At 69.7% G+C, this 24,199-nt stretch carries 18 protein-coding genes and 4 pseudogenes; 15 read left to right on the forward strand and 7 right to left on the reverse strand.

The window, feature by feature from the left end:
• Positions 1 to 41 precede the first annotated feature (41 nt).
• The 5 genes from sucB to QFZ71_RS06740 all read left to right on the forward strand — a co-directional run bounded on the left by sucB (position 42) and on the right by QFZ71_RS06740 (position 7,357).
• The gene (sucB, locus tag QFZ71_RS06720; RefSeq protein WP_307667343.1) at positions 42 to 1,802 is read left to right on the forward strand and encodes a 2-oxoglutarate dehydrogenase, E2 component, dihydrolipoamide succinyltransferase; all 1,761 of its coding nucleotides are present in this window, start codon (positions 42 to 44) and stop codon (positions 1,800 to 1,802) included.
• Between the two features lie 149 nt (positions 1,803 to 1,951).
• Complete coding sequence (locus QFZ71_RS06725; protein ID WP_307667344.1) at positions 1,952 to 2,596, forward strand: GntR family transcriptional regulator; 645 nt, start codon at positions 1,952 to 1,954, stop codon at positions 2,594 to 2,596.
• Between the two features lie 380 nt (positions 2,597 to 2,976).
• Positions 2,977 to 5,649, forward strand: coding sequence for a pyruvate dehydrogenase (acetyl-transferring), homodimeric type (gene aceE, locus QFZ71_RS06730; RefSeq protein WP_307667345.1), 2,673 nt, complete (start codon positions 2,977 to 2,979; stop codon positions 5,647 to 5,649).
• Positions 5,650 to 5,789: 140 nt separating this feature from the next.
• Complete coding sequence (locus QFZ71_RS06735) at positions 5,790 to 6,773, forward strand: YafY family protein (protein WP_307667346.1); 984 nt, start codon at positions 5,790 to 5,792, stop codon at positions 6,771 to 6,773.
• A gap of 62 nt (positions 6,774 to 6,835) precedes the next feature.
• Positions 6,836 to 7,357: a DUF4240 domain-containing protein gene (locus QFZ71_RS06740; RefSeq protein WP_307667347.1), complete on the forward strand. Its 522-nt coding sequence runs from the start codon at positions 6,836 to 6,838 to the stop codon at positions 7,355 to 7,357.
• A 28-nt stretch (positions 7,358 to 7,385) separates the two neighbouring features.
• On the opposite strand, the gene QFZ71_RS06745 is transcribed toward QFZ71_RS06740, so the two are convergent.
• Positions 7,386 to 7,910 (reverse strand): GNAT family N-acetyltransferase, encoded by a 525-nt coding sequence (locus tag QFZ71_RS06745; RefSeq protein ID WP_307667348.1) that lies wholly within the window; start codon positions 7,908 to 7,910, stop codon positions 7,386 to 7,388.
• 62 nt (positions 7,911 to 7,972) lie between these two features.
• Between QFZ71_RS06745 and QFZ71_RS06750 the strand changes: the two genes are divergently transcribed.
• Together QFZ71_RS06750 and QFZ71_RS06755 are read left to right on the forward strand one after the other, a co-directional pair.
• A complete protein-coding gene (locus tag QFZ71_RS06750; protein WP_307667349.1) occupies positions 7,973 to 8,872 on the forward strand; it encodes a TIGR01777 family oxidoreductase in 900 nt (299 codons plus the stop codon).
• A 171-nt stretch (positions 8,873 to 9,043) separates the two neighbouring features.
• A complete protein-coding gene (locus tag QFZ71_RS06755) occupies positions 9,044 to 10,531 on the forward strand; it encodes an FAD-dependent oxidoreductase (RefSeq protein WP_307667350.1) in 1,488 nt (495 codons plus the stop codon).
• A 121-nt stretch (positions 10,532 to 10,652) separates the two neighbouring features.
• Here QFZ71_RS06755 and QFZ71_RS06760 read toward each other — a convergent pair whose 3' ends face one another.
• A complete protein-coding gene (locus QFZ71_RS06760; protein WP_307667351.1) occupies positions 10,653 to 12,233 on the reverse strand; it encodes a regulator in 1,581 nt (526 codons plus the stop codon).
• A 300-nt stretch (positions 12,234 to 12,533) separates the two neighbouring features.
• On the opposite strand from QFZ71_RS06760, the gene lipB reads away from it, so the two are divergent.
• The 4 genes from lipB (at position 12,534) to QFZ71_RS06780 (ending at position 15,795) form a co-directional block, all read left to right on the forward strand.
• A complete protein-coding gene (gene lipB, locus QFZ71_RS06765; RefSeq protein WP_307667352.1) occupies positions 12,534 to 13,343 on the forward strand; it encodes a lipoyl(octanoyl) transferase LipB in 810 nt (269 codons plus the stop codon).
• Between the two features lie 252 nt (positions 13,344 to 13,595).
• Positions 13,596 to 14,588, forward strand: coding sequence for a lipoyl synthase (lipA, locus tag QFZ71_RS06770; RefSeq protein WP_307667353.1), 993 nt, complete (start codon positions 13,596 to 13,598; stop codon positions 14,586 to 14,588).
• A gap of 268 nt (positions 14,589 to 14,856) precedes the next feature.
• Positions 14,857 to 15,057 (forward strand): hypothetical protein, encoded by a 201-nt coding sequence (locus QFZ71_RS06775; RefSeq protein WP_019764439.1) that lies wholly within the window; start codon positions 14,857 to 14,859, stop codon positions 15,055 to 15,057.
• 30 nt (positions 15,058 to 15,087) lie between these two features.
• The gene (locus QFZ71_RS06780) at positions 15,088 to 15,795 is read left to right on the forward strand and encodes a DUF4191 domain-containing protein (RefSeq protein WP_307667354.1); all 708 of its coding nucleotides are present in this window, start codon (positions 15,088 to 15,090) and stop codon (positions 15,793 to 15,795) included.
• A gap of 144 nt (positions 15,796 to 15,939) precedes the next feature.
• Here QFZ71_RS06780 and QFZ71_RS06785 read toward each other — a convergent pair whose 3' ends face one another.
• Positions 15,940 to 16,347 carry an RDD family protein gene (locus QFZ71_RS06785; protein ID WP_307671355.1) on the reverse strand — a complete coding sequence of 136 codons (408 nt, stop codon included), beginning with the start codon at positions 16,345 to 16,347 and terminating at the stop codon, positions 15,940 to 15,942.
• Positions 16,348 to 16,629: 282 nt separating this feature from the next.
• Here QFZ71_RS06785 and glnA point away from each other — a divergent pair, with 282 nt between their 5' ends.
• On the forward strand, positions 16,630 to 18,039 hold the full coding sequence (glnA, locus tag QFZ71_RS06790) for a type I glutamate--ammonia ligase (RefSeq protein ID WP_307667355.1): 1,410 nt from the start codon (positions 16,630 to 16,632) through the stop codon (positions 18,037 to 18,039).
• A 694-nt stretch (positions 18,040 to 18,733) separates the two neighbouring features.
• Positions 18,734 to 19,639, forward strand: coding sequence for a hypothetical protein (locus QFZ71_RS06795; protein ID WP_307667356.1), 906 nt, complete (start codon positions 18,734 to 18,736; stop codon positions 19,637 to 19,639).
• 6 nt (positions 19,640 to 19,645) lie between these two features.
• Here QFZ71_RS06795 and QFZ71_RS06800 read toward each other — a convergent pair whose 3' ends face one another.
• Positions 19,646 to 20,521, reverse strand: a complete 876-nt coding sequence (locus QFZ71_RS06800) for a TIR domain-containing protein (RefSeq protein WP_307667357.1) — start codon at positions 20,519 to 20,521, stop codon at positions 19,646 to 19,648.
• Between the two features lie 829 nt (positions 20,522 to 21,350).
• On the opposite strand from QFZ71_RS06800, the pseudogene QFZ71_RS30430 reads away from it, so the two are divergent.
• Positions 21,351 to 21,587, forward strand: a pseudogene (locus QFZ71_RS30430) (transposase); the annotation flags it as partial.
• A 48-nt stretch (positions 21,588 to 21,635) separates the two neighbouring features.
• Positions 21,636 to 21,767 (forward strand): annotated as a pseudogene (locus QFZ71_RS30435) (IS5/IS1182 family transposase); the annotation flags it as partial.
• A gap of 18 nt (positions 21,768 to 21,785) precedes the next feature.
• Here the strand turns inward: QFZ71_RS30435 and QFZ71_RS06810 are convergent.
• The 3 genes and pseudogenes from QFZ71_RS06810 to QFZ71_RS06820 all read right to left on the reverse strand — a co-directional run bounded on the left by QFZ71_RS06810 (position 21,786) and on the right by QFZ71_RS06820 (position 24,180).
• Positions 21,786 to 22,614: pseudogene (locus tag QFZ71_RS06810) on the reverse strand (IS5 family transposase).
• Positions 22,615 to 22,705: 91 nt separating this feature from the next.
• Positions 22,706 to 23,466 (reverse strand): annotated as a pseudogene (locus tag QFZ71_RS06815) (transposase family protein).
• 147 nt (positions 23,467 to 23,613) lie between these two features.
• Complete coding sequence (locus QFZ71_RS06820) at positions 23,614 to 24,180, reverse strand: GNAT family N-acetyltransferase (RefSeq protein ID WP_307667358.1); 567 nt, start codon at positions 24,178 to 24,180, stop codon at positions 23,614 to 23,616.
• Between the last annotated feature and the right edge of the window lie 19 nt (positions 24,181 to 24,199).

Below are 24,199 nucleotides of genomic sequence, written 5' to 3' on the forward strand. Positions count from 1 at the left end.
GACCGACCACTTCCGCATTTTCGTAAGGAGCAACTGAAACCATGTCGGTTTCCGTAACCCTTCCGGCGCTCGGCGAGAGCGTCACCGAGGGCACTGTCACCCGTTGGCTGAAGGCCGAGGGCGAGCGCGTCGAGGCCGACGAGCCGCTGCTCGAGGTCTCGACCGACAAGGTCGACACCGAGATCCCGGCCCCCGCGTCCGGTGTACTGACCTCCATCAAGGTCGCCGAGGACGAGACCGTCGAGGTCGGCGCCGAGCTGGCCGTCATCGACGACGGCTCCGGCGCCCCTGCCGCCCAGGAGGCCCCGGCCGCCGAGCCCGCCGCCGCCCCGGCCCCGCAGGCCGAGGAAGCGCCCGCCGCCCCGCCGGCCGAGGCCCCGGCCCCGGCCGCCGAGCCCGCCACCGGTGGTTCCTCCGCCGAGGGCACCGACGTCACCCTCCCCGCGCTCGGCGAGAGCGTCACCGAGGGCACCGTCACCCGCTGGCTCAAGGAGGTCGGCGAGGAGGTGGCCGAGGACGAGCCGCTGCTCGAGGTCTCCACGGACAAGGTCGACACCGAGATCCCCGCCCCGGTCGCCGGCGTGCTGCTGGAGATCGTGGTCGGCGAGGACGAGACCGCCGAGGTCGGCGCCAAGCTCGCCGTGATCGGCGCGCCGGGCGCGGCTCCGAAGCAGGAGGCTCCCGCCCCGGAGGCCCCGAAGCAGGAGGCGCCGAAGCAGGGAGCTCCGGCCCAGGAAGCCCCCAAGCAGGAAGCCCCGAAGCAGGAGGCACCCGCTCCGGCGGCCCCGGCGGCTCCCGCGGCCCCGGCTCCCGCCCCGGCGCAGCCCGCCGCACCGGCTCCGGCCGCTCCGTCCGCGCCCTCCGGTGACGACGGCGCGTACGTCACGCCGCTGGTCCGCAAGCTCGCGTCCGAGAACAACGTGGACCTGGGCTCGGTCAAGGGCACCGGCGTCGGCGGCCGTATCCGCAAGCAGGACGTCGTCGCCGCCGCGGAGGCCGCCAAGGCCGCCGCAGCAGCTCCGGCCCCCGCCGCCGCTCCGGCCGCCGCCAAGGCCGCGCCGAAGCTGGAGGCGTCCCCGCTGCGCGGTCAGACGGTCAAGATGACCCGCATGCGCAAGGTCATCGGCGACAACATGATGAAGGCCCTGCACTCGCAGGCCCAGCTGACCTCGGTCGTCGAGGTCGACATCACGAAGCTGATGAAGCTGCGCAACCAGGCGAAGGCCGCGTTCGCCGCCCGTGAGGGCGTCAAGCTGTCCCCGATGCCGTTCTTCGTGAAGGCGGCGGCCCAGGCGCTGAAGGCCCACCCGGTCATCAACGCCCGGATCAACGAGGACGAGGGCACCATCACGTACTTCGACTCGGAGAACATCGGCATCGCCGTGGACGCCGAGAAGGGTCTGATGACCCCGGTCATCAAGGGTGCGGGCGACCTGAACATCGCCGGTATCTCCAAGAAGACCGCGGAGCTCGCGGGCAAGGCGCGCGGTGGCGGCCTGACGCCGGACGACATGTCCGGCGCCACCTTCACCATCAGCAACACCGGTTCGCGCGGCGCCCTGTTCGACACCGTCATCGTCCCGCCGAACCAGGCCGCCATCCTGGGCATCGGCGCGACGGTCCGCCGTCCCGTGGTCATCGACCACCCGGACCTCGGCGAGACCATCGCGGTGCGCGACATGACGTACCTCTCGCTCTCCTACGACCACCGTCTGGTGGACGGCGCGGACGCCGCCCGCTACCTGACCTCGGTCAAGGCGATCCTGGAGGCGGGTGAGTTCGAGGTCGAGCTCGGCCTCTGAACGCCCCGGCTGTAACCAGCCTCACCAGCGGCGCCCCCGCCCGGAACCTCTCCGGGCGGGGGCGCCGCCGTATTGTCTAACCACCACAGGAGGCCGACCCGCCGCCGTGATGATGTAGGCAGCACAGGTCTGCGCTGAAGGAGCCTTCCATGACCCCGCCCGTCGTCCACTCGCTGCGCGAACAGATCCGCGAGCACATCGTGGAGGGGATCGTCAGCGGGCGCTGGAAGCCGGGCGAGCGGATCGTGGAGCGCCGCATCGCCACCGAGCTGGAGGTCAGCCAGACGCCCGTGCGCGAGGCGCTGCGCGAGCTGGAGACGCTCCGGCTGATCGAGTCGGCCCCCAACAAGGGCGTCCGGGTCCGCAATCTCACCGCCGCCGACCTGGAGGAGAGCTACCCGGTCCGGGCCGGCCTGGAGCAGATCGCCGCCGAGCTGGCGGCCCCGGTGCTGGGCCGGGACTGCTCGGCGCTGGAGCCCCATGTGGCCGCGCTGTACGAGGCGGACCGGCTGGCGGACGGCGAGGCCCAGGTGCGGCACACGGTCGGCTTCCACCGGGAGCTGGTGCGGGCCGCCGGGAACGCGGTGCTGCTGCACACCTGGGAGGGGCTGGGCATCGAGGTGTTCACGGCCCTGTCGATCCGCTGGCTGGGCACGGTGCAGAAGTCGTACGCGGAGGAGCACCAGGCGCTCATCGACGCGTTCCTCGCCGGGGACCCGCACATCGGCACCCTGGTGAAGGCGCACGTCCTGGGCTGCGCCCCGGCCCCCGAGGCCGCCACACCCACCGCGTAGGCCGCCGAGCGCGCGACCCTACGCGCAGGACCTCAGGGCCTCAGACCTCAGGCCTTCAGACCCCAGGGCCTCAGGACCGGCGAGCACCTCCCCAAAGCGCCCGGCACCCCCGCTGCGGCGGTCGGCACCCGATCATCTGCTGTCGCGTCCGCTCTTCCGTGCAGGTCATCACCCCTTTTGCGCGTAATTTCGCGTCACTCCGTGCCCCTTTTCGAGGCACCCCATGCCACTTTTCTTCCTATCGAGAAGTTTTGCCCTCCACCCTTTGATCGATCATCGATCAGAGCCTTACAGTTCACTTCGCGGGCCCACCGGCCCCATCGCCCTGTCCTGCCAGCCAGGGCCTTCTCCACCCCCCTCCTCTCCGGAAGGCGGCGATCATGACCGACCCCGTAGGAAAGCTTCCGAGCGAGCTCGACCAGCTCCCGGACCGTGACCCCGAGGAGACCGCCGAATGGGCGGCCTCCCTGGACGCCGTCACCAAGGCCGCCGGCCCGCACCGTGCCGCGTACCTGATGCGCCGGTCGCTGCAGCACGCCGAGGGCGCCGGTCTCGCGCTGCCCAAGCTGCTGGAGACCGACTACGTCAACACCATCCCGACCGCCGCCGAGCCCTCGTTCGACGGCGACCTGGAGATGGAGTCGCGGATCACCGCGTGGAACCGCTGGAACGCGGCCGCGATGGTCACGCGGGGCGCCCGGTACGGGGTCGGCGGCCACATCGCCACCTTCGCCTCGGCAGCCTGGCTCTACGAGACCGGCTTCAACCACTTCTTCCGCGGCAAGGAGGGGGACGGCTCCGGCGACCAGCTCTACATCCAGGGCCACGCCTCCCCCGGCATCTACGCCCGCGCCTTCCTGGACGGCCGGCTCAGCGAGCGGCAGCTCGACAACTTCCGCCAGGAGGCGGGCGGCGACGGTCTGCCCTCCTACCCGCACCCGCGGCGGCTGCCCTGGCTCTGGGAGTTCCCCACCGTGTCGATGGGCCTCGGCCCGCTCTCGGCGATCTACCAGGCGCGCTTCAACCGCTATCTGGCCAACCGCAACATCAAGGACACGGCCGGCTCGCACGTCTGGGCCTTCCTGGGCGACGGCGAGATGGACGAGCCCGAGTCGACGGCGGCCCTCGCGCTGGCCTCCCGTGAGCAGCTCGACAACCTGACCTTCGTCATCAACTGCAACCTGCAGCGCCTCGACGGCCCGGTCCGCGCCAACTTCCGCGTGGTCCAGGAGCTGGAGGCACAGTTCCGCGGGGCCGGCTGGAACGTCGTCAAGACGCTCTGGGGCAACGCCTGGGACGAGCTGTTCCAGCTGGACACCCGGGGGGCGCTGCTCCGCCGCCTGCGCGAGGTCCCGGACGCGCAGTTCCAGACGTACGCCACCCGCGACGTGGCCTACATCCGCGAGCACTTCTTCGGTGCCGAGCCCGCCCTCGCCGAACTGGCGAAGCTGCTCACCGACGCGGTGATCGCCGAGTGCTTCTCCACCTCGCGCGGCGGCCACGAGGCCCGCAAGGTCTACGCGGCGTACCGGGCGGCGATCGAGCACAAGGGCGCGCCGACCGTGATCCTGGCCCAGACGGTCAAGGGCTACACGCTCGGCAAGGGATTCGAGTCCAAGAACGCCAACCACCAGATGAAGAAGCTGTCGGTCGAGGAGTTCAAGGGCATGCGCGAGCTGCTCGGCCTCCCGATCCCCGACAGCGCCTTCGAGGACGGCCTCGTCCCCTACGGCCACCCAGGCGCCGACTCCCCCGAGGTCCGCTACCTCCAGGAGCGCCGCGCCGCCCTCGGCGGTCCCGCCCCGGCCCGCCGCCTGCACGCCTCGGCGCCGCTGCCGCAGCCCGAGGAGCGCGCGTTCAAGGCCCTGTACAAGGGGTCCGGCAAGCAGGAGATGGCCACCACCATGGCGTTCGTCCGCCTGGTGAAGGACCTGATGCGGGACAAGGAGACCGGCAGGCGCTGGGTGCCGATCGTCCCCGACGAGGCCCGTACCTTCGGTATGGAGTCGCTGTTCCCCTCGGCCGGCATCTACTCGCCGCTGGGCCAGACGTACGATCCGGTCGACCGCGACCAGCTGATGTACTACAAGGAGTCCAAGGACGGCCAGATCCTCAACGAGGGGATCACCGAGGCCGGGGCCATGGCCGACTTCATCGCCGCCGCCACGTCGTACGCGACGCACGGCGAGACGATGATCCCGTTCTACATCTTCTACTCGATGTTCGGCTGGCAGCGGACCGGGGACCAGATGTGGCAGCTCGCCGACCAGCTCGGCAAGGGCTTCATCGTCGGCGCGACGGCGGGCCGCACGACCCTGACGGGCGAGGGCCTCCAGCACGCGGACGGCCACTCGCACCTGATCGCGGCCACCAACCCGGCCTCGCTCAACTACGACCCGGCGTTCGCGTACGAGGTCGCGGTGATCGTCAAGGACGGGCTGCGGCGGATGTACGGCCCCGATGCCGAGGACGTCTTCTACTACCTGACGGTCTACAACGAGCCGAAGCCCCAGCCCGCGATGCCCGAGGGCGTCGAAGAGGGCATCGTCAAGGGGCTGTACCGCTTCAAGGAGGGCGTGCCCGCTGCGGCGGACGCGCCGCGGCTCCAGCTGCTGGCCTCCGGTACGGCGATCCACTGGGCCCTGGAGGCCCAGGAGCTGCTGGCCTCCGACTGGGGCATCACGGCCGACGTCTGGTCCGCCACGTCGTGGGGCGAACTGCGCCGCGACGCCCTGGAGGCCGACGAGGCCCTCCTCCGCGGTGAGACGCGGGTCCCGTACGTCACGCAGGCGCTCTCCGGCGCGCCGGGCCCGGTCCTCGCGGTGAGCGACTGGATGCGCCAGGTCCCGGACCAGATCAGCCAGTGGGTGGAGCAGGACTGGTCCTCGCTCGGCACGGACGGTTTCGGCCTCTCCGACACCCGCGCCGCGGCCCGCCGCCACTTCGGCGTCGACGCCCCGTCGATCGTGGTGGCCTCGCTGGCCCAGCTCGCCAAGCGCGGCGAGGTCCCGGCCTCGGCGGTCAAGGAGGCACGGGAGCGGTACGGCCTCTGAGCCCCGCCGCCCCGCCGAGCCGAAACCCCCGGTCACCGGGCGGGCGCGTCCGACAGCGCGCCCGCCCGGCGGCCGGGGGTTCTCCGGTTCTCGCCGCTCACCGCTCACCGCTCACCGCTCACCGACGCCACAATGGGCCCATGCGCGCTGCCCGGCTGATCAAGATGGTGCTGCTCCTGCAGGCCCGCCCCGCGATGACCGCCGCCGAGCTGGCGGCCGAGCTGGAGGTGTCGGAGCGTACGGTCACGCGGGACGCGCAGGCCCTCTCCGACGCGGGCGTCCCGGTGTACGCGGAGCGCGGCCGGGCCGGCGGCTACCGGCTCGTCGGCGGGTACCGCACCCGGCTGACCGGTCTCGACCGGAACGAGGCGGAGGCGCTGTTCCTCTCCGGACTCCCCGCCGCGCTGCGCGAGATGGGGCTGGAGGACGCGGCCTCGGCCGCCCGGCTCAAGGTGTCGGCGGCGCTCCTGCCCTCCCTGCGCGATGCCTCCTCCTCCGCCGCCCGCCGCTTCCACCTGGACGCGCCGTCCTGGTACCACGAGCCGGAGCCCCCCGAGCTGCTGCCCCCGATCGCGGACGCGGTCCGGGACGACCGGACGGTCCGGGTCCGCTACCGCCGGGGCGGGGGCCGCGAGCACGACGGTACGGAGGTGGCGCGGGAGCTGGCCCCGTACGGTCTCGTCCTCAAGGCCGGGGTCTGGTACCTCTGCGCGCGGGCGGGCGAGGACTTCCGGGTCTACCGGATCGACCGCTTCACCGCCGTGGAGCCGTCGGAGGAACGCTTCGAGCGCGACGAGACGTTCGATCTGCCCGGCTTCTGGGAAGAGCGGGCCGCCGAGTTCGCCCGGTCCCTGCTGCGTACGGAGGTGACCGTACGGGTGTCCGAGCGCGGGGCGCGGATGCTGGCGTACACCGGTGACCGCGCGGCGTCCGCGGCGGCGCTCGCGGAGGCGTCCGTACCGGACCGGGACGGGTGGCGGACGCTCACGCTGCCGGTGGAGTCGCCGGACGTGGCCTTCGGCCAGCTGCTGGCGCTGGGGCCCGAGTTGGAGGTCCTGGCACCCGTCGAACTGCGGGAACGGTTCTCGGAGGCGGCCGAACGCCTGCGCGAGATGTATCGCTGAAAGGCTTCAATTCGGCGGCTGAGCGTGCGGGAGCACCCGGCAGGCTGGATGCTGGACCCGTGATGGACGAAACGGAATTCTGGGAGATCATCGACAGCACCCGCGAGGCCGCCGACGGCGACCCCGAGGACCACGCCGACCTGCTGGTGGAACGGCTGGTGCAGCTCTATCCCGAATCCGTGCTGGACTTCGCCCGGCACTTCGAGGCCCGCTACAACCGCGCCTACCGCTGGGACCTCTGGGGTGCGGCGACCGTGCTGCTGGGCGGGGCGAGCGACGACGCGTTCGACTACTTCCGGTGCTGGCTGATCGGCCAGGGGCGGGAGGTATTCGAGGGGGCGCTGCACGATCCGGACGACCTGGCGGAGTTGCTGGAGGAGTTCGACGAGGAGATCGACGGGGACGGGGAGGAGCTGGGGTACGCGGCCGACGAGGCGTACGAGCAGCTCACCGGGGCGGTCGCGCCGGATCTGGGGCTGCCGCCGCAGCCCGCCGAGCCGCTGGGCACCCCGGTCGACTTCGAGGAGGAGGACGCGCTCGCGGCCCGCTTCCCCGAGCTCTGGGACCGCTTCGGACCCCACTGAGCCCGGTACCGCCGCCCTCCGGGCCCTGTCAGGCGGGGTCGAGCGAGCGGCCCATGCAGACGTCGTCCACGTATCGCCCGTTCAGGAAGAACTCGCCGGGGAAGACCCCTTCGACGGCGAAGCCCTCCGAGGCGTACAGCGCGCGGGCGGGCTCGTTGTGGGCGAGGACCCGCAGGGTGATCCGGTTGGCGCCCTGGCGGCGGGCCTCGTCGAACGCGGCGCGCAGCAGGCTCCGCCCGACACCGGCCCCGCGCGCCCAGGTCGCCACGGCGAGCCCGCGTATCTGGCGCACATGGGCGTTGCAGGCGAGCGGGGTGGGCGGGACCAGGCGTATGTACCCGGCGATGCGCGGGGCGCCGCCCTCCGTCTCCACCGCCTCCGCCACGAAGAAGTCCTGCGGCGGGTGCCCCTCCTCGAAGAAGGGATCGTACGGAGGCACCGGCCGGGGCAGGACGGCGTGCAGGGTCGACCAGGTGGACCGGTCGAGTTCGGCGAGTTCGGCCTCGTCGGCGGGCGCGGCGGGACGGACGGAAAGGAGGGGGGGTACGGCCATGGGAGCACTGTGCCACGCGGTGCTCCCCGTGTTCGAGCCCTTTCATGGGGCAGGATGAGCCCATGCCGAGCTCCCGTATCGCCGTCAGCGGATCGTCCGGACTCATCGGAGCGGCGCTGGTGCGCTCGCTGCGCGCCGACGGGCACGAGGTGGCCCGCCTGGTGCGGCGGCCCGCCAGAACCGGCGACGAGGTCGAGTGGGACCCCCAGCGGGGTTACGTGGACGTGGCCGGGCTCGTCGGCTGCGACGCCGTGGTGCACCTGGCCGGCGCCGGGGTGGGCGACCATCGCTGGACCGACGCCTACAAACGGGAGATCCGGGACAGCCGGGTCCTGGGGACCGCCGCCGTCGCCGAGGCCGTCGCCTCGCTCGACGCCCCACCGCGGGTGCTGCTCGCCGGGTCCGCCATCGGTTACTACGGCGACACCGGGGACTCCCCGGTGGACGAGAGCGCGCCGCCCGGCCACGGGTTCCTGCCCTCGGTCTGCGAGGAGTGGGAGGCGGCCACCGCCGCCGCCGAGGAAGCGGGCGTGCGTACCGTGCACGCCCGGACCGGCCTGGTCGTCGGCCGCGAGGGCGGGGCCTGGGGGCGGCTCTTCCCGCTGTTCAGGGCGGGGCTGGGCGGGAAGTTGGGCAACGGCCGCCAGTACTGGAGCTTCATCGCGCTGCACGACCACGTCGCGGCGCTGCGCCACATCCTGGACACCGCGTCGCTGACCGGGCCGGTGAACCTGACCGGGCCGGAACCGGCCACCAACGCCGAGGTGACCGCCGCGATGGGCCGGGTGCTGCACCGCCCGACGCTGCTGCCCGCCCCGGCGCCCGCGCTGCGGCTGGCGCTCGGGGAGTTCGCGGAGGACGTGCTCGGCAGCCAGCGGGTCATCCCGGCGAAGCTGCTGGACTCCGGTTTCCCGTTCGCCTTCCCCGACATCGACGGGGCGATCCGCGCCGCGCTGGACTGAGGCGGCCGAGCTCCACGGGGCGGCGGTGTGCGACCCCGTGCCCCGGTGCTCCCCGGCGCGCGTCTGACCCGGTATCAGCCATCCTCCTAGCCTCGATGCGAACTCCGGCTTTCCGGGGGCCTGTTGGGGGGAATAACCCTCCACCAGTCGCACCGACTCGGGGAGGGGCACGTGCGCAACACGGCACACCACGCAGACGTGATCATCATCGGGGCCGGGATCGCCGGCCTGTCAGCGGCCCACCTGCTGATCAGGGCGGGGCTCGACGTGAGTGTTCTGGAGGCCGAGCCCCGCGTGGGCGGCCGCCTGGCCACCGACCAGGTGGACGGGTTCCGGCTCGACCGTCTCGGTCCGTTGCTGAGCGGCTCCTGGCCCGAACTGACCTGCACTCCGGGGCTCGGCCCCCTGGAGCTGCGGGAGTTCGCGCCGGGGGTCCTGGTCCACGGCGAGGGCCGCCGCCAGCTCACCGGCGACATACGGAGCGCGAGGGGCGCACTCAAGGCGGCACGCACCCGATCGAGCGCCCCCTGGCCCCATCGCGCCCCCCGGACGCCGGGCGACCCCCGCCCGTCGTCCCGCGCCCCGCGGTCGCCCCAGGCGCCCTGGGCTTCGCTGACGTCCAGGGCTTCCGGGTCTGCCGGACCTCGCGGGGCCGCACAGCGCGCGTACGGGACCGATCCGGCCACCCCGGTGCGCGGCGGCGGCCGGGGCGGCGTGGTGACCGGCGCGATCGACCGGGCCCGGCTGGGCGCGGCCCTGTCCCGGCTGGCGGCCACGGACGAGGCCCGGCTGCTGGCCCGCCCGGAGCGGACGGTCGCCGAGGCCCTGCCGGGGGTGGGGCTGCCCGCCCGCACGGTGGACGGCGTCCTGCGCCCCCTGCTCACGGCGCTGCTCAGCGATCCCGAGCTCACCACGTCGAGCCGGTGCGCCGATCTCGCGCTGCGGGACTACGCGCGCGGCGGGCTGTGCGTACCGGCCGGGGGTTCGTTCGCGCTGCCGGAGCTGCTGGCGGCCTCGCTGCCGCCGGGGACGGTCCGTACGGGCGTCCATGTGACGGCCGTCGGCATCACCTCCGTACGGACCAAGGAACACGGTGAGCTGGGGTGCCGTTCCCTGCTGCTGGCGACCGGGGCCGGGGCGGCGGCCGAACTGCTGCCCGGTCTGCGGGTGCCGGCCTTCCACCCCGTGACGGTCCTGCACCACACCGCGCCCGCCCCGCCCTCCACGGGCCGGTCGCTGGTGCTGGACGGGGACCGGTCGGGTCCGGTGGCGCACACCGCGCTGATGAGCGCGGTCGACCCCGCTCGGGCGCCGGAGGGCCGGACGCTGGTCACCTCGACGGTGCTCGGGACCCCGCCGGCGGACCTGGACCGCTCGGTGCGGGCGCATCTGGCGACGCTGTACGGGGTGCCGACGGAGCGCTGGGAGCTGCTGGCGTCCCACCACGACCCGGAGGCGGTGCCCGCGATGGAGGCCCCGCACGATCCGCGCCGCCCGGTGCGGGTGCTGGCCGGGCTGTACGTGTGCGGCGACCACCGCGACACCAGCACGGTCCGGGGTGCGCTGCACTCGGGTCGCCGGGCGGCGGAGGCGATCCTCACCGACCTGGCCGTACCGGGCGCTCACGAGGGGAGCCCGCGCCGGCCGAAGGCCGCGTGAGGGCCCTGTCGGGGCCACGGCCGCTTCCCCACAGGTCTCCGCGGGGCGGAAGGGACGCGTGCCCCCGGCCGGAGGCCGCGCGAGCCCGTGCGCGTGGTTCCGCAGGAGGCGGCCGAGGAGGTCAGCCGAGGGCGGCGACCCGGTCGCGGTAGCCGCGTACGGCGACCGCGTCCCGGTAGGGCTCCAGGCTGCGCTCGAAGGCTCGTACGTACTCGGCGGCGCGCACCGAGCGCATCTCCGCCGCCTGCTGTGCCGCCTCCGCGCCCAACTGGCATGCCTGCTCCAGCTCGCCGAGGCCCAGACGGGCCGAGGCGAGCACCACCCGGCAGAACAGCCTGCTGCGGGCGTACGCCGGGGCGCGCAGCTGGAGGGACCGCTCGGCGTGCTGGGCGGAGGCCCGGTACTGCTGGAGGTCGCGGTGGCAGTGGCCCAGCTCGTCCGCGAGCTGCGCCTCGTCGAACGTCCGGGCCCAGTGCGGCGTCTCGTCGCCGGGGCGCGCGGTCGCCAGGGCGTGTTCGGCCCGGCTCAGGGCTGCGGTGCAGGAGCGGGCCTCGCCGAGCACGGCGTGCCCGCGCGCCTCGACCGCGTGCAGCAGCGCCTGGACGAGCGGCGGAGCGGCCGAGCCGATGCCCTGCTGGGCCACGCGGGCGAGCTGGACGGCCTCCCTGCCGTGCCCGAGGTAGACCGCCTGGCGGCTCATCGTGATCAGCACATAGGCGCCGTAGCCCCGGTCCCCGGCGGCCTGGGCGAGCCGCAGCGCCTGGACGAAGTACCGCTGGGCGAGGCCGTGGGCGGCGATGTCGTACGAGGTCCAGCCGGCCAGCCGGGTCAGGTCCGCGACCGCCGCGAACAGCCGCCGCCCGGTGGTCTCGCCGTACGTGCCCCGGAGCATCGGCTCGGCCTCGTGCTCCAGGTACCGCACGAGGGCCTGCCGGGCGTGGCCGCCGCCGTACGCGTGGTCGAGGGTGCGGAAGAGCTCCCCGACCGAGCGGAGCGCGGCGACGTCCCCGGCGCCGACCCGCTGGCCGGTGCCCCGGTCCGTCTGGCGCTGGCGCGGGACCACGGGCAGCGCCCCGGCGGACGGGTGCCCGCCGCCCGGATGCGTGGCGGCCGGTCCGGGCGGTGCGGGGCGCTGGTGTCCGGCGGGTGGGCGCGGCAGGCTCCGGACCTCGGTGCGCTGTGTCCCGTCCGTACGGCCGTGCGCGGCGGCCCCGGCCTCTCCCCCGGCGCGGCGGGCGGCCCCGGCGTCGCGGGCCACCGATTCGTCGGCCCGGCCGATCAGCCAGTCGCGGCTGGGGACGACGAGCCCCGCCGGGGTGAAGGCGATCTTGCGGAGCTCGGTGTGGGTGCCGGAGTCCTTGCGCCACAGACCGCTGACGATGTCGACCGCCTCGGTGGGGGTGGCCGCGAACTCCAGCCCGGCGTAGACCGGTGCGCAGGCGTCCAGCCCGAGGTCCTGAGCGGTGAGCCGCCGCCCCAGCCGCCGGGTGAAGACCTCCGCGATCAGGGCGGGGGTGGTGCCGCGCGGCTGCTGTCCCCGGAGCCAGCGGGTGACCGAGGTCTTGTCGTACCGCAGGTCCAGTCCGTGTTCGAGGCCGAGCTGATCGACGCGGCGGGCCAGGCCCGCGTGCGAGAACCCGGCTTCCGCGATGAGCGAGGCGAGCCGGCGGTTGGGCGTGCGCTGCGGGGGTCGTTCCGACATCAGCTGTACGGTCTCCTGCCTTCGGGGCCGACCGGTCAGCCCTCATGGGAACGGCGCGAATGTAGCGGCCCCCGGACGGGTCATGGCCGCCCTTTGCTCCACGTTCATCCGATCGTGTGAGGATTCCGGCCGGAGCTGACGAAAACGCCCGAGACGTGGAAGCGCGGGAGACGGCCGTTCCACCTGCCGGGGAGCCGTTCGGGTGACGGCCGTACAGTGGATACGGGCACGATCAGTGCAGGGCGCCGTCGTTCCGGGGACACCCCTCCGGTCACACGGAGCCCGCGTAGGGAGGCATCGGTGAGCGAGCTGCGGTTCGTCCGTCTGGGCTTCGGCGAACAGGCCGTCGAGTACACGGAGGCTTGGCAGAAGCAGCGTGAGGTGCACGCGGACCGGTTCGAGGACCGGGTTCCGGACACCTGCCTGCTCCTGGAACACCCGCCCGTCTACACCGCGGGACGCCGTACGGCCGACAGCGAGCGTCCGCTGGACGGTACGCCGGTGATCGACGTCGACCGCGGCGGGAAGATCACCTGGCACGGTCCGGGCCAGCTCGTCGGCTACCCGATCCAGAAGCTGCCGCGCCCCGTCGACGTCGTCGCGCACGTGCGCCGGCTGGAGGACGCGCTGATCCGCACGGCCGCCGACTTCGGCGTGGAGACCACGCGGGTCGAGGGCCGCAGCGGGGTCTGGGTGCTCGGCGACCCGGTCGAGCGGCGCCAGGCGCTGGGCGGGCTCTCGCTGGACTTCGACCCGAGGCTCCAGGACGAGGAGTTCGACCCGCGGCTGAACGGCCCGGAGTACGCCCCTTCCAACGCCGGCCAGCGCCGCGAGGACCGCAAGCTGGCCGCGATCGGCATCCGGGTCGCCAAGGGCGTCACCATGCACGGTTTCGCACTGAACGTGAACCCCGACAACACCTGGTTCGACCGGATCGTGCCGTGCGGCATCCGGGACGCGGGGGTCACCTCGCTCTCCGACGAGCTGGGCCGGGAGATCACGATCGAGCAGGTGCTGCCGGTCGTCGAGAAGCACCTGCGGGACGTCCTGGAGGACGCGGACCTCGCACCGCGCGAGGTCGGGCAGCCGAAGGCGGCGGCGCCGGCGTAGCGGCCCCGGCCGTACGCACCGGCGTACGCGCCCGGCCGGTGGCCCCGGTGCGTACCGACCGGTAGCCCCGATCGGTACCTGCGGCCGGGAATAGGCCCTGCCGCCCGCAGGTTGGCCGGACGTAGGACCATTTGATGTAGGGGCGTACCCTGGGGTCCGCCGAAGAATCGAAAGCGAATACCGCGCGAGTACCTCGCTGAACCCACGCGAAGCCCGCGGATCCGACGCAGCAGAAAGCAAAGGGGAGCCGGAGTGTCCGCTGTCGCACCCGACGGGCGCAAGATGCTGCGCCTGGAGGTCCGAAACAGCCAGACCCCCATCGAGCGCAAGCCCGAGTGGATCAAAACGCGGGCGAAGATGGGCCCCGAGTACAAGCAGCTGCAGCAGCTGGTGAAGGGCGAGGGGCTGCACACGGTCTGCCAGGAGGCGGGCTGCCCCAACATCTTCGAGTGCTGGGAGGACCGCGAGGCCACCTTCCTCATCGGCGGTGACCAGTGCACCCGGCGCTGCGACTTCTGCCAGATCGACACGGGCAAGCCGCAGGCGCTGGACCGTGACGAGCCCCGCCGGGTCGGCGAGTCCGTCGTCACCATGGACCTGAACTACGCCACCATCACCGGCGTGGCCCGCGACGACCTGGAGGACGGCGGGGCCTGGCTGTACGCCGAGACCGTCCGCCAGATCCACACGCTCACCGCGGAGCGGGAGGCAGGCGCGACCAAGGTCGAGTTGCTGATCCCCGACTTCAACGCGGAGCCCGAGCAGCTCGCCGAGGTCTTCTCCTCGCGCCCCGAGGTGCTCGCGCACAACGTGGAGACGGTGCCGCGGATCTTCAAGCGCATCCGCCCCGGTTTCCGTTACGAGCGCTCCCTGGAGGTCATCACGCGGGCCCGCGAGGCCGGCCTGGTGACCAAGTCCAACCTGATCCTCGGCATGGGCGAGACCCGCGAGGAGGTCAGCGAGGCCCTCCAGGACCTCTACGACGCCGGGTGCGAGCTCATCACGATCACCCAGTACCTGCGCCCCTCCGTCCGGCACCACCCGGTCGAGCGCTGGGTGAAGCCGCACGAGTTCGTCGAGCTGAAGGACGAGGCCGACGCGATCGGCTACTCCGGTGTGATGTCGGGCCCGCTGGTGCGGTCCTCGTACCGCGCCGGGCGTCTGTTCCAGCAGGCGATGGACGCGCGCGACGCCGCCGGGAGCACCCCCGCCGCCGGGACCGTCCAGGCCGCGCCGACTGTGTGAATCCGGTCACGAGCGACCGTCTCGCGGTAGCCGCGAGGCCGCAGCGGTCCGGCGCTCTCCCCAGGTCGGGGACGCGTACGGACCGCTTCGGCGTGCACGCCACCGGAATCAGGGCTTCATTGGTGTTTGACCGCCCGGTCACGCACTGGTAACACCGAACAGTGACCCTGGGTACGCAGGCGGCCGCACCGCCGCAGCCGCCACGGTCACCGCTTCCCGCACTCATCCGCGCCCCGCAGGCGCATCCGTTCCGAGGGGGAACACCACGATGCAGGCCGCACCGGTCCGCGCCCACGCCCTTCCGTCCGTCACCACCGCCCTGCGCGCCGTGGAGTCGCTGCTGCTGAGCGGCGGCCAGCGCACGGCCCGCCGCAACGCCTGGACGGCCGTCCTGGAGGACCGCCGCCGCGCCAAGGACCGGGTGGAGGCCGAGTACGTCCTGGACGCGGTGGCCGACCACCGTTCCTAGCCCGCCCGCCCGCCACGTAAACTTCGGTACATGGCGAGGAAGGCAAAAACTGAAGGCGCGGACAGCGCCGAGAACGCGGGGCGGCTCAAGCAGATCGCCCTGACCTACAAGATGACCAGGCGGACCGACAGCAAGATCGGTCTTGTCGTCGCGGGTGTCGGAATCGTCACGTTCGGTGTCCTCCTCGGCATCGGCTTCGCGATCGGTCACCCGGTCTATCTGGGCATCCTGGGCTTCGTGCTGGCCGTCCTCGCGATGGCGATCGTCTTCGGCCGCCGGGCCGAGCGGGCGGCGTTCGGGCAGATGGAGGGGCAGCCCGGAGCGGCCGCCGCCGTCCTGGACCGGATCGGACGCGGCTGGACCACCACCCCCGCCGTGGCGATGAACCGCAGCCAGGACGTCGTCCACCGGGCGGTCGGCAAGGCCGGCATCGTCCTGGTGGCCGAGGGCAACCCGAACCGGGTGAAGGGCCTCCTGGCGTCCGAGAAGAAGAAGATGGCCCGCATCGTGGTGGACGTGCCGGTGCACGACATCATCGTCGGCAACGGCGAAGGCCAGGTGCCCCTGAAGAAGGTCCGCACCAAGATGCTGAAGCTCCCCCGCGTCCTGACCGGCCCGCAGGTGACCACCACCAACGACCGGCTGCGCGCGATGGGCGACCTGATGAGCAACATGCCGCTGCCGAAGGGCCCGATGCCCAAGGGCATGCGGATGCCGCGCGGCGGAAAGATGCGCTGACCGCGCCGGAGGGCGTATGAAACGGGGCGGCCCGTGACCGATCGTCGGTCACGGGCCGCCCCGTTTCGGCATCTCCACGCGGGGCGCCTCCCACCGCTCTCCCGCACGGAGGGCTCCGGTCCCTCTCCTACGCGGAGGCGGAGGTCACATCCGGACCTGGACGGCCCGGGCCAGCCGGTCGTGAAGGCCGCGCCCGTCGCGGTCCCAGACGAGTGCGGGGATCGCGAGGACGAGCAGGACGGTCCGTACGGCGACCCGTCCGAACCCGAGCCGCCCGCCGCCCTCGGCGACGACCCGGATGCCCAGGAGGCGCTTGCCGGGGGTGCAGCCGATGGTGCCGACGGTGAGCAGGCTCATCACGAGGAAGATCCCGAGCGCCCAGTTCCCCGCTGCCTGCTGGTCACCACGGGCGAACAGTCCGTATGCGATCAGCATGCAGAGCGTCCAGTCGATGAAGAGGGCTCCGAAACGCCGGCCGAGCGGCGCGATCGCCCCCGGCCCCTCCTCGGGCAGCCCCAGCCCCTTGCCCCGGTAGCCGAAGTCGGCGCCCATCTCCTCGGCGGCCGCGCGGGGCCCCGAGAGCCACGATCCGATTGCTTGCCTGTTGTCCACCCGACCACGGTACTGCGCCCGTGTTTGCCCCCGGCCGGGCGGGGCATCGGAAACAGTCGCGGAGATGCCGCACACGATCACCCCGGTTAACTTGGGCGAAACAAATGGGTCACGCTCGGGAAATCACGCCTGCCTAGGGTCGGGACCAGCGTGTGCCACCCGCACTGGCCGCACAACGAGCTACAACCCCGCCCCTCCCGGGTCGGGAGTAGGAGGAGTTGGATGTTCCAGAACGCCGACGAAGTGCAGAAGTACGTAGCGGACAACGACGTCAAGTTCATCGATGTCCGGTTCTGCGACCTTCCCGGGGTGATGCAGCACTTCACCATCCCGGCAGCGACGTTCGACCCGGCCGAGGAACTGGCCTTCGACGGTTCGTCGATCCGCGGCTTCCAGGCCATCCACGAGTCGGACATGGCGCTGCGCGCGGACCTGTCCACGGCTCGGGTGGACCCCTTCCGCCGCGACAAGACCGTCAACATCAACTTCTTCATCCACGACCCGATCACGGGCGAGCAGTACAGCCGTGACCCGCGCAACATCGCCAAGAAGGCCGAGGCGTACCTCGCCTCGACCGGCATCGCGGACACCGCGTACTTCGGCCCGGAGGCGGAGTTCTACGTCTTCGACAACGTCCGCTTCCAGACGTCGGCGAACGAGAGCTTCTACCACATCGACTCCGAGGCCGGCGCCTGGAACACCGGGTCGGAGGAGAACAACCGCGGTTACAAGGTCCGCTACAAGGGCGGCTACTTCCCGACCCCGCCGGTGGACCACTTCGCCGACCTGCGTGCCGAGATCTCCCTGGAGCTGGACAAGAACGGCCTCCAGGTCGAGCGCCAGCACCACGAGGTCGGCACCGCCGGCCAGGCCGAGATCAACTACAAGTTCAACACGCTGCTCGCCGCGGCCGACGACCTGATGCTCTTCAAGTACATCGTGAAGAACGTCGCCTGGCGCAACGGCAAGACCGCGACCTTCATGCCGAAGCCGATCTTCGGCGACAACGGCTCGGGCATGCACGTGCACCAGTCGCTGTGGCAGGGCGGCTCGCCGCTCTTCTACGACGAGCAGGGTTACGCCGGCCTCTCGGACATGGCGCGCTACTACATCGGCGGCATCCTGAAGCACGCCCCGTCGCTGCTGGCCTTCACCAACCCGACGGTGAACTCCTACCACCGCCTGGTGCCCGGCTTCGAGGCCCCGGTCAACATGGTGTACTCGCAGCGGAACCGTTCCGCCGCGATGCGCATCCCGATCACCGGCTCGAACCCGAAGGCCAAGCGCGTCGAGTTCCGCGCCCCGGACCCGTCCTCGAACCCGTACCTCGCGTTCTCCGCGCTGCTGATGGCGGGCCTGGACGGCGTGAAGAACAAGATCGAGCCGGCCGAGCCGATCGACAAGGACCTCTACGAGCTGGCTCCCGAGGAGCACGCCAACGTCCAGCAGGTCCCGACCTCCCTCCCGGCCGTGCTCGACGCCCTGGAGGCGGACAACGAGTACCTCCAGGCGGGCGGCGTCTTCACGTCGGACCTGATCGAGACCTGGATCGACTACAAGCGCACGAACGAGATCGCCCCGATCCAGCTGCGCCCGCACCCGCACGAGTTCGAGCTGTACTTCGACCTCTAGAACGACTTTCGGGCCGCCGCGCCCGAGGTGCCGAGGGCCGCCGTCTCCAGCTGGAAGACGGCGGCCCTCGGTCGTACGCTCAGCCGCTCTGCTACTCGCTCCAGCAGTCCTCCAGGCCAGTTCCGGCGAGCCTTCCCAAACTGCGTCTCCGGGTGGGCCCGCTCGCTTACCACGGACCAACCTCGATCGATCACGCCTGGCACTGGTCCCACCGCCCACGACAGCACCAAGCCCCATCTGCCACTGAGTCCGGCGGATCTGGGGGGTGCCCCATGCGTAGGAGAAGGCGACCCAGGCACGCGTGGTGGTGACCCCCTTTTTTGATGCGCAACCACTCGTGCGCGATCCCGCGGGCGATCTCCGATTCGTTCCCTTCGAACGCCTGGGGGCCAGGGCTTCTACCTGCTCTTCAGTGGTCTTCTACAGCGCTCCCCGGGAGCGGCCCTGTCCACCAAGTCCTCCGCGCACAACAGCGCAATCTGGGCACGGAGCAACCTGTGCCTGAGACCCGGTCTCTTCACGCGACGAGCTCAGCAGCAAACTGTGTCGCGATTGGAGAGCCTCCATACGTAACCGACAGACGCATTGCACCAATTCAGGACACGAAAAGAGATCAAGCTTCATCTTTCTATCACATGTGATCATTCTCGATCGCAGGTAAGGCGCTGCCTCAACGTCGCTCTATGATCACAAAATGACGATCACCATGGCACATCCAGAAGAGCCCAAAGAGCCCTGCGGACCCCATGACCCACCCACGGGAGTAACTTCACAGATTAGCTGGGTGACCCCCGAGATTGCTTCAAGCTTCCTTTCTCGGGATTCTTTGAACCGGCGCCTCAATACCGAGCGGGTAGCCGCCTTGGCGGACGCCATTCGCCGTAAAGAATGGAGACTGACCCACCAGGGAATCGCCTTCGACGAGACCGGCAGTCTCCTTGATGGCCAACACCGACTCCATGCGATCGTCGAGGCCGGAATCCCCGTGCAGATGTACGTGTTCCACGGGTTCCCAAGAGAGATCTTCCCGGTTCTTGACACAGGAAAGCCCCGAAGCGGGGCAGATACACTGTTGTCCACCGGAGCAAAGCATCGCCCCCTCCTTTCTTCCACCATCCGTCATGTAACTCTTTTCAACACTATGCCCAACGAACCATGGCGGGGCTCTCGGGCTCACGTATCAAATGACCGAATTCTGTCTGCGTACAATGCGGACAGGGACAGGTACACGGAGGCAGTAGTCGTTAGCAGAGAGCTTTCCGCTCATCTGTTCGCCAGCCCGACTGCGGTAGCAGCAAGCTATTTCGTCACTACCTATGCGGCGCCTGCCGCAAACCTGGATGACTGGGTCTCAGGCCTTAAATCAGGTGCGAGCCTGGAGGAGGGGGACGCAAGGCTCGCACTGCGAGAGGTGCCGAGGGAGACGCAGAAGCGGGGTCCCAGGCGCAGGATGACCATGCAGGACCAGATGGCGATCTACATCAAAGCATGGAATGCATGGGTCGAACCCCAAAGGGCAGGAGAACTGCACCTGCGACGCCTGAGGAAAGGCGAGAAGATGCCGATTCCAGTCCAGGTGAAATTCCGTGAGACCAACTGAGCAGGGTCAAGGCAGATCGCTGCTGCGAAGAACCCACCGTTCGGTCTCACCGAGCACGACCACCTCCCTGCCGAGAGACCTTGCGAGCCGATCGACGAAGTCGTGAGATATGGATTGCGATGCCCTCTCTGATCTTTGCACTATGATCAGCACCCGGTCTTCCTCCCAGGTGGAGCGAACAGCTTCCCAGCCGATCTTAGCGAATGAGGACGCAATGAACTTTTCTTCGCTAATTCGGCGAATCTCCTGGGGCGGCCTTCTGGGCATCTCTCTCCCCAGGAGCGCGTTCCGTTCGAGATCTGCCAGACGCTGATCAAACTGCCTCGAGAGGAGGAGAATTTCCTCCGTCATGTCAGCCCCTGATCGTTTGACTGCAGCTGGGGGATCAACCCCCAACGAAATGTCCTTGATGCCCCTCATCTTGCTCTCGAATTCGGGCCAACTGCGCTGAAATGATCGATTCAACCTTTCCTGAGGAAGAGCCAACTCGCCAGAGGCGCTATTAATATCGGAAAGCAACTTCTGCACATCTGCCCTGTCATCCCCCACGACAGCCTGAAACTGACTGATCGGACTGACGAGGTCCGTGGTTCTCATGCCAATAAGGAAAGGGACAACAAATCCGTTATCGACCTGCTTGGCAAGCGCCCCGGCCTCAAAATGTATCCAGTTCGATGATTGATTCTCAGGCGTTGCACAGATGATCCCAAAATTCGCTTCGGCCAGCTCGTCAGTAATCTCCCGAACACCTCTCCTACCTGCGGAGATATCCAGGCTAGAAAGCCACGGACTGACGTACTGAAGCACATCCGGCAACCACGTCCACAGGGCTTCAGCCGTCTTCTTCGAACGCTCTCCGGACCAGCTCAGGAAAACTTTCACAGCACCCTCCACCCATTTCCGGTGCCAGTCGATCGAACGACCCTGACTTGCCGGATCACGATCATCAGGAACTCCTACCGTGCCGCCCTTAGCAGGTCCGCCTGTTCCGCCTTGAGCGATCCGTAAGACTCACGAACATAGGACAAGAACCTGCTACCTGGATGGCGAATCAGCGTAGATTTCCTAGGCCCAGCCACATCCCAGTTCGCCAATAGAGCATCATAGGTCGCAGCATGAGAGCAGAACTCCAGGACCACGGGTGGCATCTCTCCTCCAATGATCAGATCGCCCCGCGCGGTAATGACCTCTCGCATCTTCTGGGCAGTCGGAGCGAAAACTGACTCCACCCACATACGCCACTGCGCTTCCGCTAGATCCGTGAGAGGCACACCGACCAACCCAACATCGGCAGGCATGTAGCAACTTCGGTATTCAATCCACGCTTTCTCATTCGTTTCAGTAAGAACTAGAAGCGGACCGTAGAGGTCTTTGAGTTGGCTGCTCACCCGATTGAATCGCGCTTCCCTCAAAGATCTACGCGTCTCTCCTCGATGATTGAGCCAGTAGGCCATGACAGCAATCAACATGCTGGCACAGGCCGTTACCATTGCCGCGACCATCAAAATCTCCAGGTGCCACTTCGTATGGCATTGAAGCATGACATAGAAGAGTTCCTCTAGCCCCTGAGGGCGCCACTCTCCCAAGACTCGAACAAAATAACCGACAGCATATAACATGATGAGCCTTTTGTGTAATTGCAGAGGCTGGCCCACCCCTGGGGCTGTGTCCAATGTGGGGCTGACTCGTCAGGCTCGGCATTGGGCAAGGTATGCGGATTTGGATTGTTCCGGATGAATGTGGGAGATCGCGGAGCGGCTGTCTCGCCGTCGAAGGTGTGGCCGCAGGACGGTGAGACGCAGAGCATGTCTGATGAGACGCTGCCAGCCGCAATCGTTTACGTCCTGGTCAGTGGATGTGCCTGGCGGGCGCTGCCACCGTGCTTCGGGGTATCGAAGTCGACGGCCCCCGTAGGTTTCTGATCTGGTCGAAAGCCCGTGTCCGGGGCCGCTCGACCCCTACTGCACGGTGCTCGACTCTGCGCATCTGCGGCCTAAAAAGAGGGCGCGAACTCACAGGTCCGATCCCTGTGGACCGATGCAAGCCGGGTTCCAGGATGCACGTCCTGTCGGACGCGGACGGGCTGCCCCTCCTGGTCGGCCTCTCTGCGGTGAACACCCACGACAGCCTCGCGCATTTATAGCGGCTAACACAATGAGCTGATCTGTCGGTGGGTGATGCAGCAGCAGGCGAGCTTGAGGAAGGCCTCGTGTATGTCTGCTCGTCGTTCCCAGCGGATGCGGAGGCGTTTGAAGCCGTGGAGCCAGGCGAAACTGCGCTCGACTACCCAGCGGTAGCTTCCCAGCCCGGTGCCGTGGAGGGTGCCGCGGCGGGCGATGGCCGGCACGATGCGGCGTTGTCGGACCTGGTCGCGGTAGATGTCGTGGTCGTATCCGCGGTCGGCGAAGAGTGAGTCCGGCTTGCGTCGCGGGTGTCCGATCCTGCCTCTGATGGGTGGGATGGCGTCGATGAGGGGCATGAGCTGGGTGACGTCGTTGCGGTTGCCGCCCGTGAGGATTACGGCGAGCGGTGTGCCGTGTCCGTCGGTGATCAGGTGGTGTTTCGATCCGGTTCGGCCACGATCGACCGGACTCGGTCCCGTCTGGCTCCCCCTTTTATGGCGCGCACGTGGCTGGAGTCGACCACTGCACGCGACCAGTCGAGGCGGGCCGCCGCGTTGAGCTCGGCCAGCAGCACTTCGTGCAGCTGCTGCCAGACGCCGACCTCGTTCCAGTCCCGTAGTCGCCGCCAGCAGGTCATGCCCGAGCCGAAGCCCAACTCCTGCGGCAGGAACTCCCATTGGATGCCGGTGTGCAGCACGAAGAGGATGCCGCACAACACCTGCCGATCCGGCAGCGGCCTCCGTCCCGGGTGCCGAAACCGGCGTTCCTTGCGCGGCAGCAGCGGCTCTATCCGCTCCCACAGGTCATCCGACACGATCCACGGCGAAGTCCCCATGCCCGAACAACGCCCAACTCCTGACGCGGACACGGCCACCACGGCCTATGCACCTCATTGTGTTAGCCGTTGTTAAAGCACGCATCTACTCGCCCTCACTGAGCTTCTTCAGCGTTGCTGCTCCAGTGTGAGGATGGCCTTGGCGATTGACGTCATGCGGTTGGGGCTGCATCGGGACCTGCGGAAGATCCGCCAGGACTTCAACCTCGCGACGCCGCGTTCGACGGGCGCTCGTGCTGCGGCCAGTGCTTGATTGAGGGTCTTTTCGGTGGGGGTGAGTTCCTGCAGGGGCCGGCGTTTGATGCCGGTGGTCAGCCACGGGCCGGCGCCCTGGTAGGCGAGATCGGCCAGGATGGGAACGCCCTGGCGCTCGCAGATCCGGATGATCCGGTGGGTGCGGGCCGCGGTCAGGTCATGGGCGCGGTCCGGCAGGGCGGGCGAGAGCCACAGCAGCCGGCCGCCGGGGTCGGTGACGACCTGCACGTTCACACCATGGCCACACCATGGCGCCGGTGTTTGTGGGAGTGGTCGGCCCGGCCGTCGCCGACCCGGTCGCACTCGGCGAGGGTACCGTCGAGCAGGACGAAGTCGGGTTCGTGCTCGCGCAGCGTCTTCAGCAGGCCCGGTGCACGGGCGGCGAGCAGGTCGACGACCGCGCTGGTGTATGCGTGGGCGGTGGACTCGCTGATCCCGAACCCGGCGGCGATCTTCGCGAGAGTGGTGTGTTCGCGCAGGTACACCAGTGCCACCATCGCGCGCTGGGACGGACGGAGCTTGCAGCGCCGGTCGCCCTCACGGGTGACGATCAGCATGGTGACCCACTCCACGAGTGCATGCGGCAGGTCAAGTGCGGCAGGATGGACGACCAACGAGGCCCCCGAGCAACGTGATGGAGACGTCAGACATCTCGATCAACAGCCCGGGGGCCTCGCTCGTTGCACTTCACGTCCCATCACCCGATCGGGGACCAACTCGAAGAGGCTCACTGACACGGCTGCCCGATTATGGTCTCCTCCTCACCGCAGCGAAGGCCGCGCCCGTCCCGCCCAGTACTCGTCCGCCGTGATGCCCAGCAGCACCACGTCGTGGTACGTGCCCGCGAAGTACTCGTGCTGGCGCAGGCGACCCTCCTCGACGAAGCCGAGCTTGCGGTAGAGGGCCAGGGAGGCGTCGTTGAAGGCGTAGACCTCCACCTCGCATTTGTGGCTGCGCTGTTCGGCGAACATATAGGTGAGGACCAGTTCCGTGGCCTCCGCCGCGTAGCCCTGGCGACGGTGTTCGCGGGTGACCTCGACACCTGTGCGGGAGCGGCCGGCGCGGGCGTCCGTCTCGCCCACCGACACCGCGCCGACGAAGGCGTGCTCGAAGCGGGTCTCGATGACCAGTTGGTACGCGGACGGGTCCGGGGTGCGGCCCGCGCGTTCGGCGGCCCGGGCGCGGAAGCTCTCGTCCGAGCGCGGGGGGTCGACCACGGCGGCGTTCCGGGCGTCCACGGTGTGCAGGGCCAGGGCTCGGAAGCCCTCCCAGTCCTGGGGCTCGATGCCTCGCAGGCGTACCCGCTCGCCGGTCCACAGATCGGTCATCTCGCTCCAGCCGGGTCAG

The sequence above is a fragment of the Streptomyces sp. V2I9 genome, assembly GCF_030817475.1.
GTDB lineage: Bacteria > Actinomycetota > Actinomycetes > Streptomycetales > Streptomycetaceae > Streptomyces.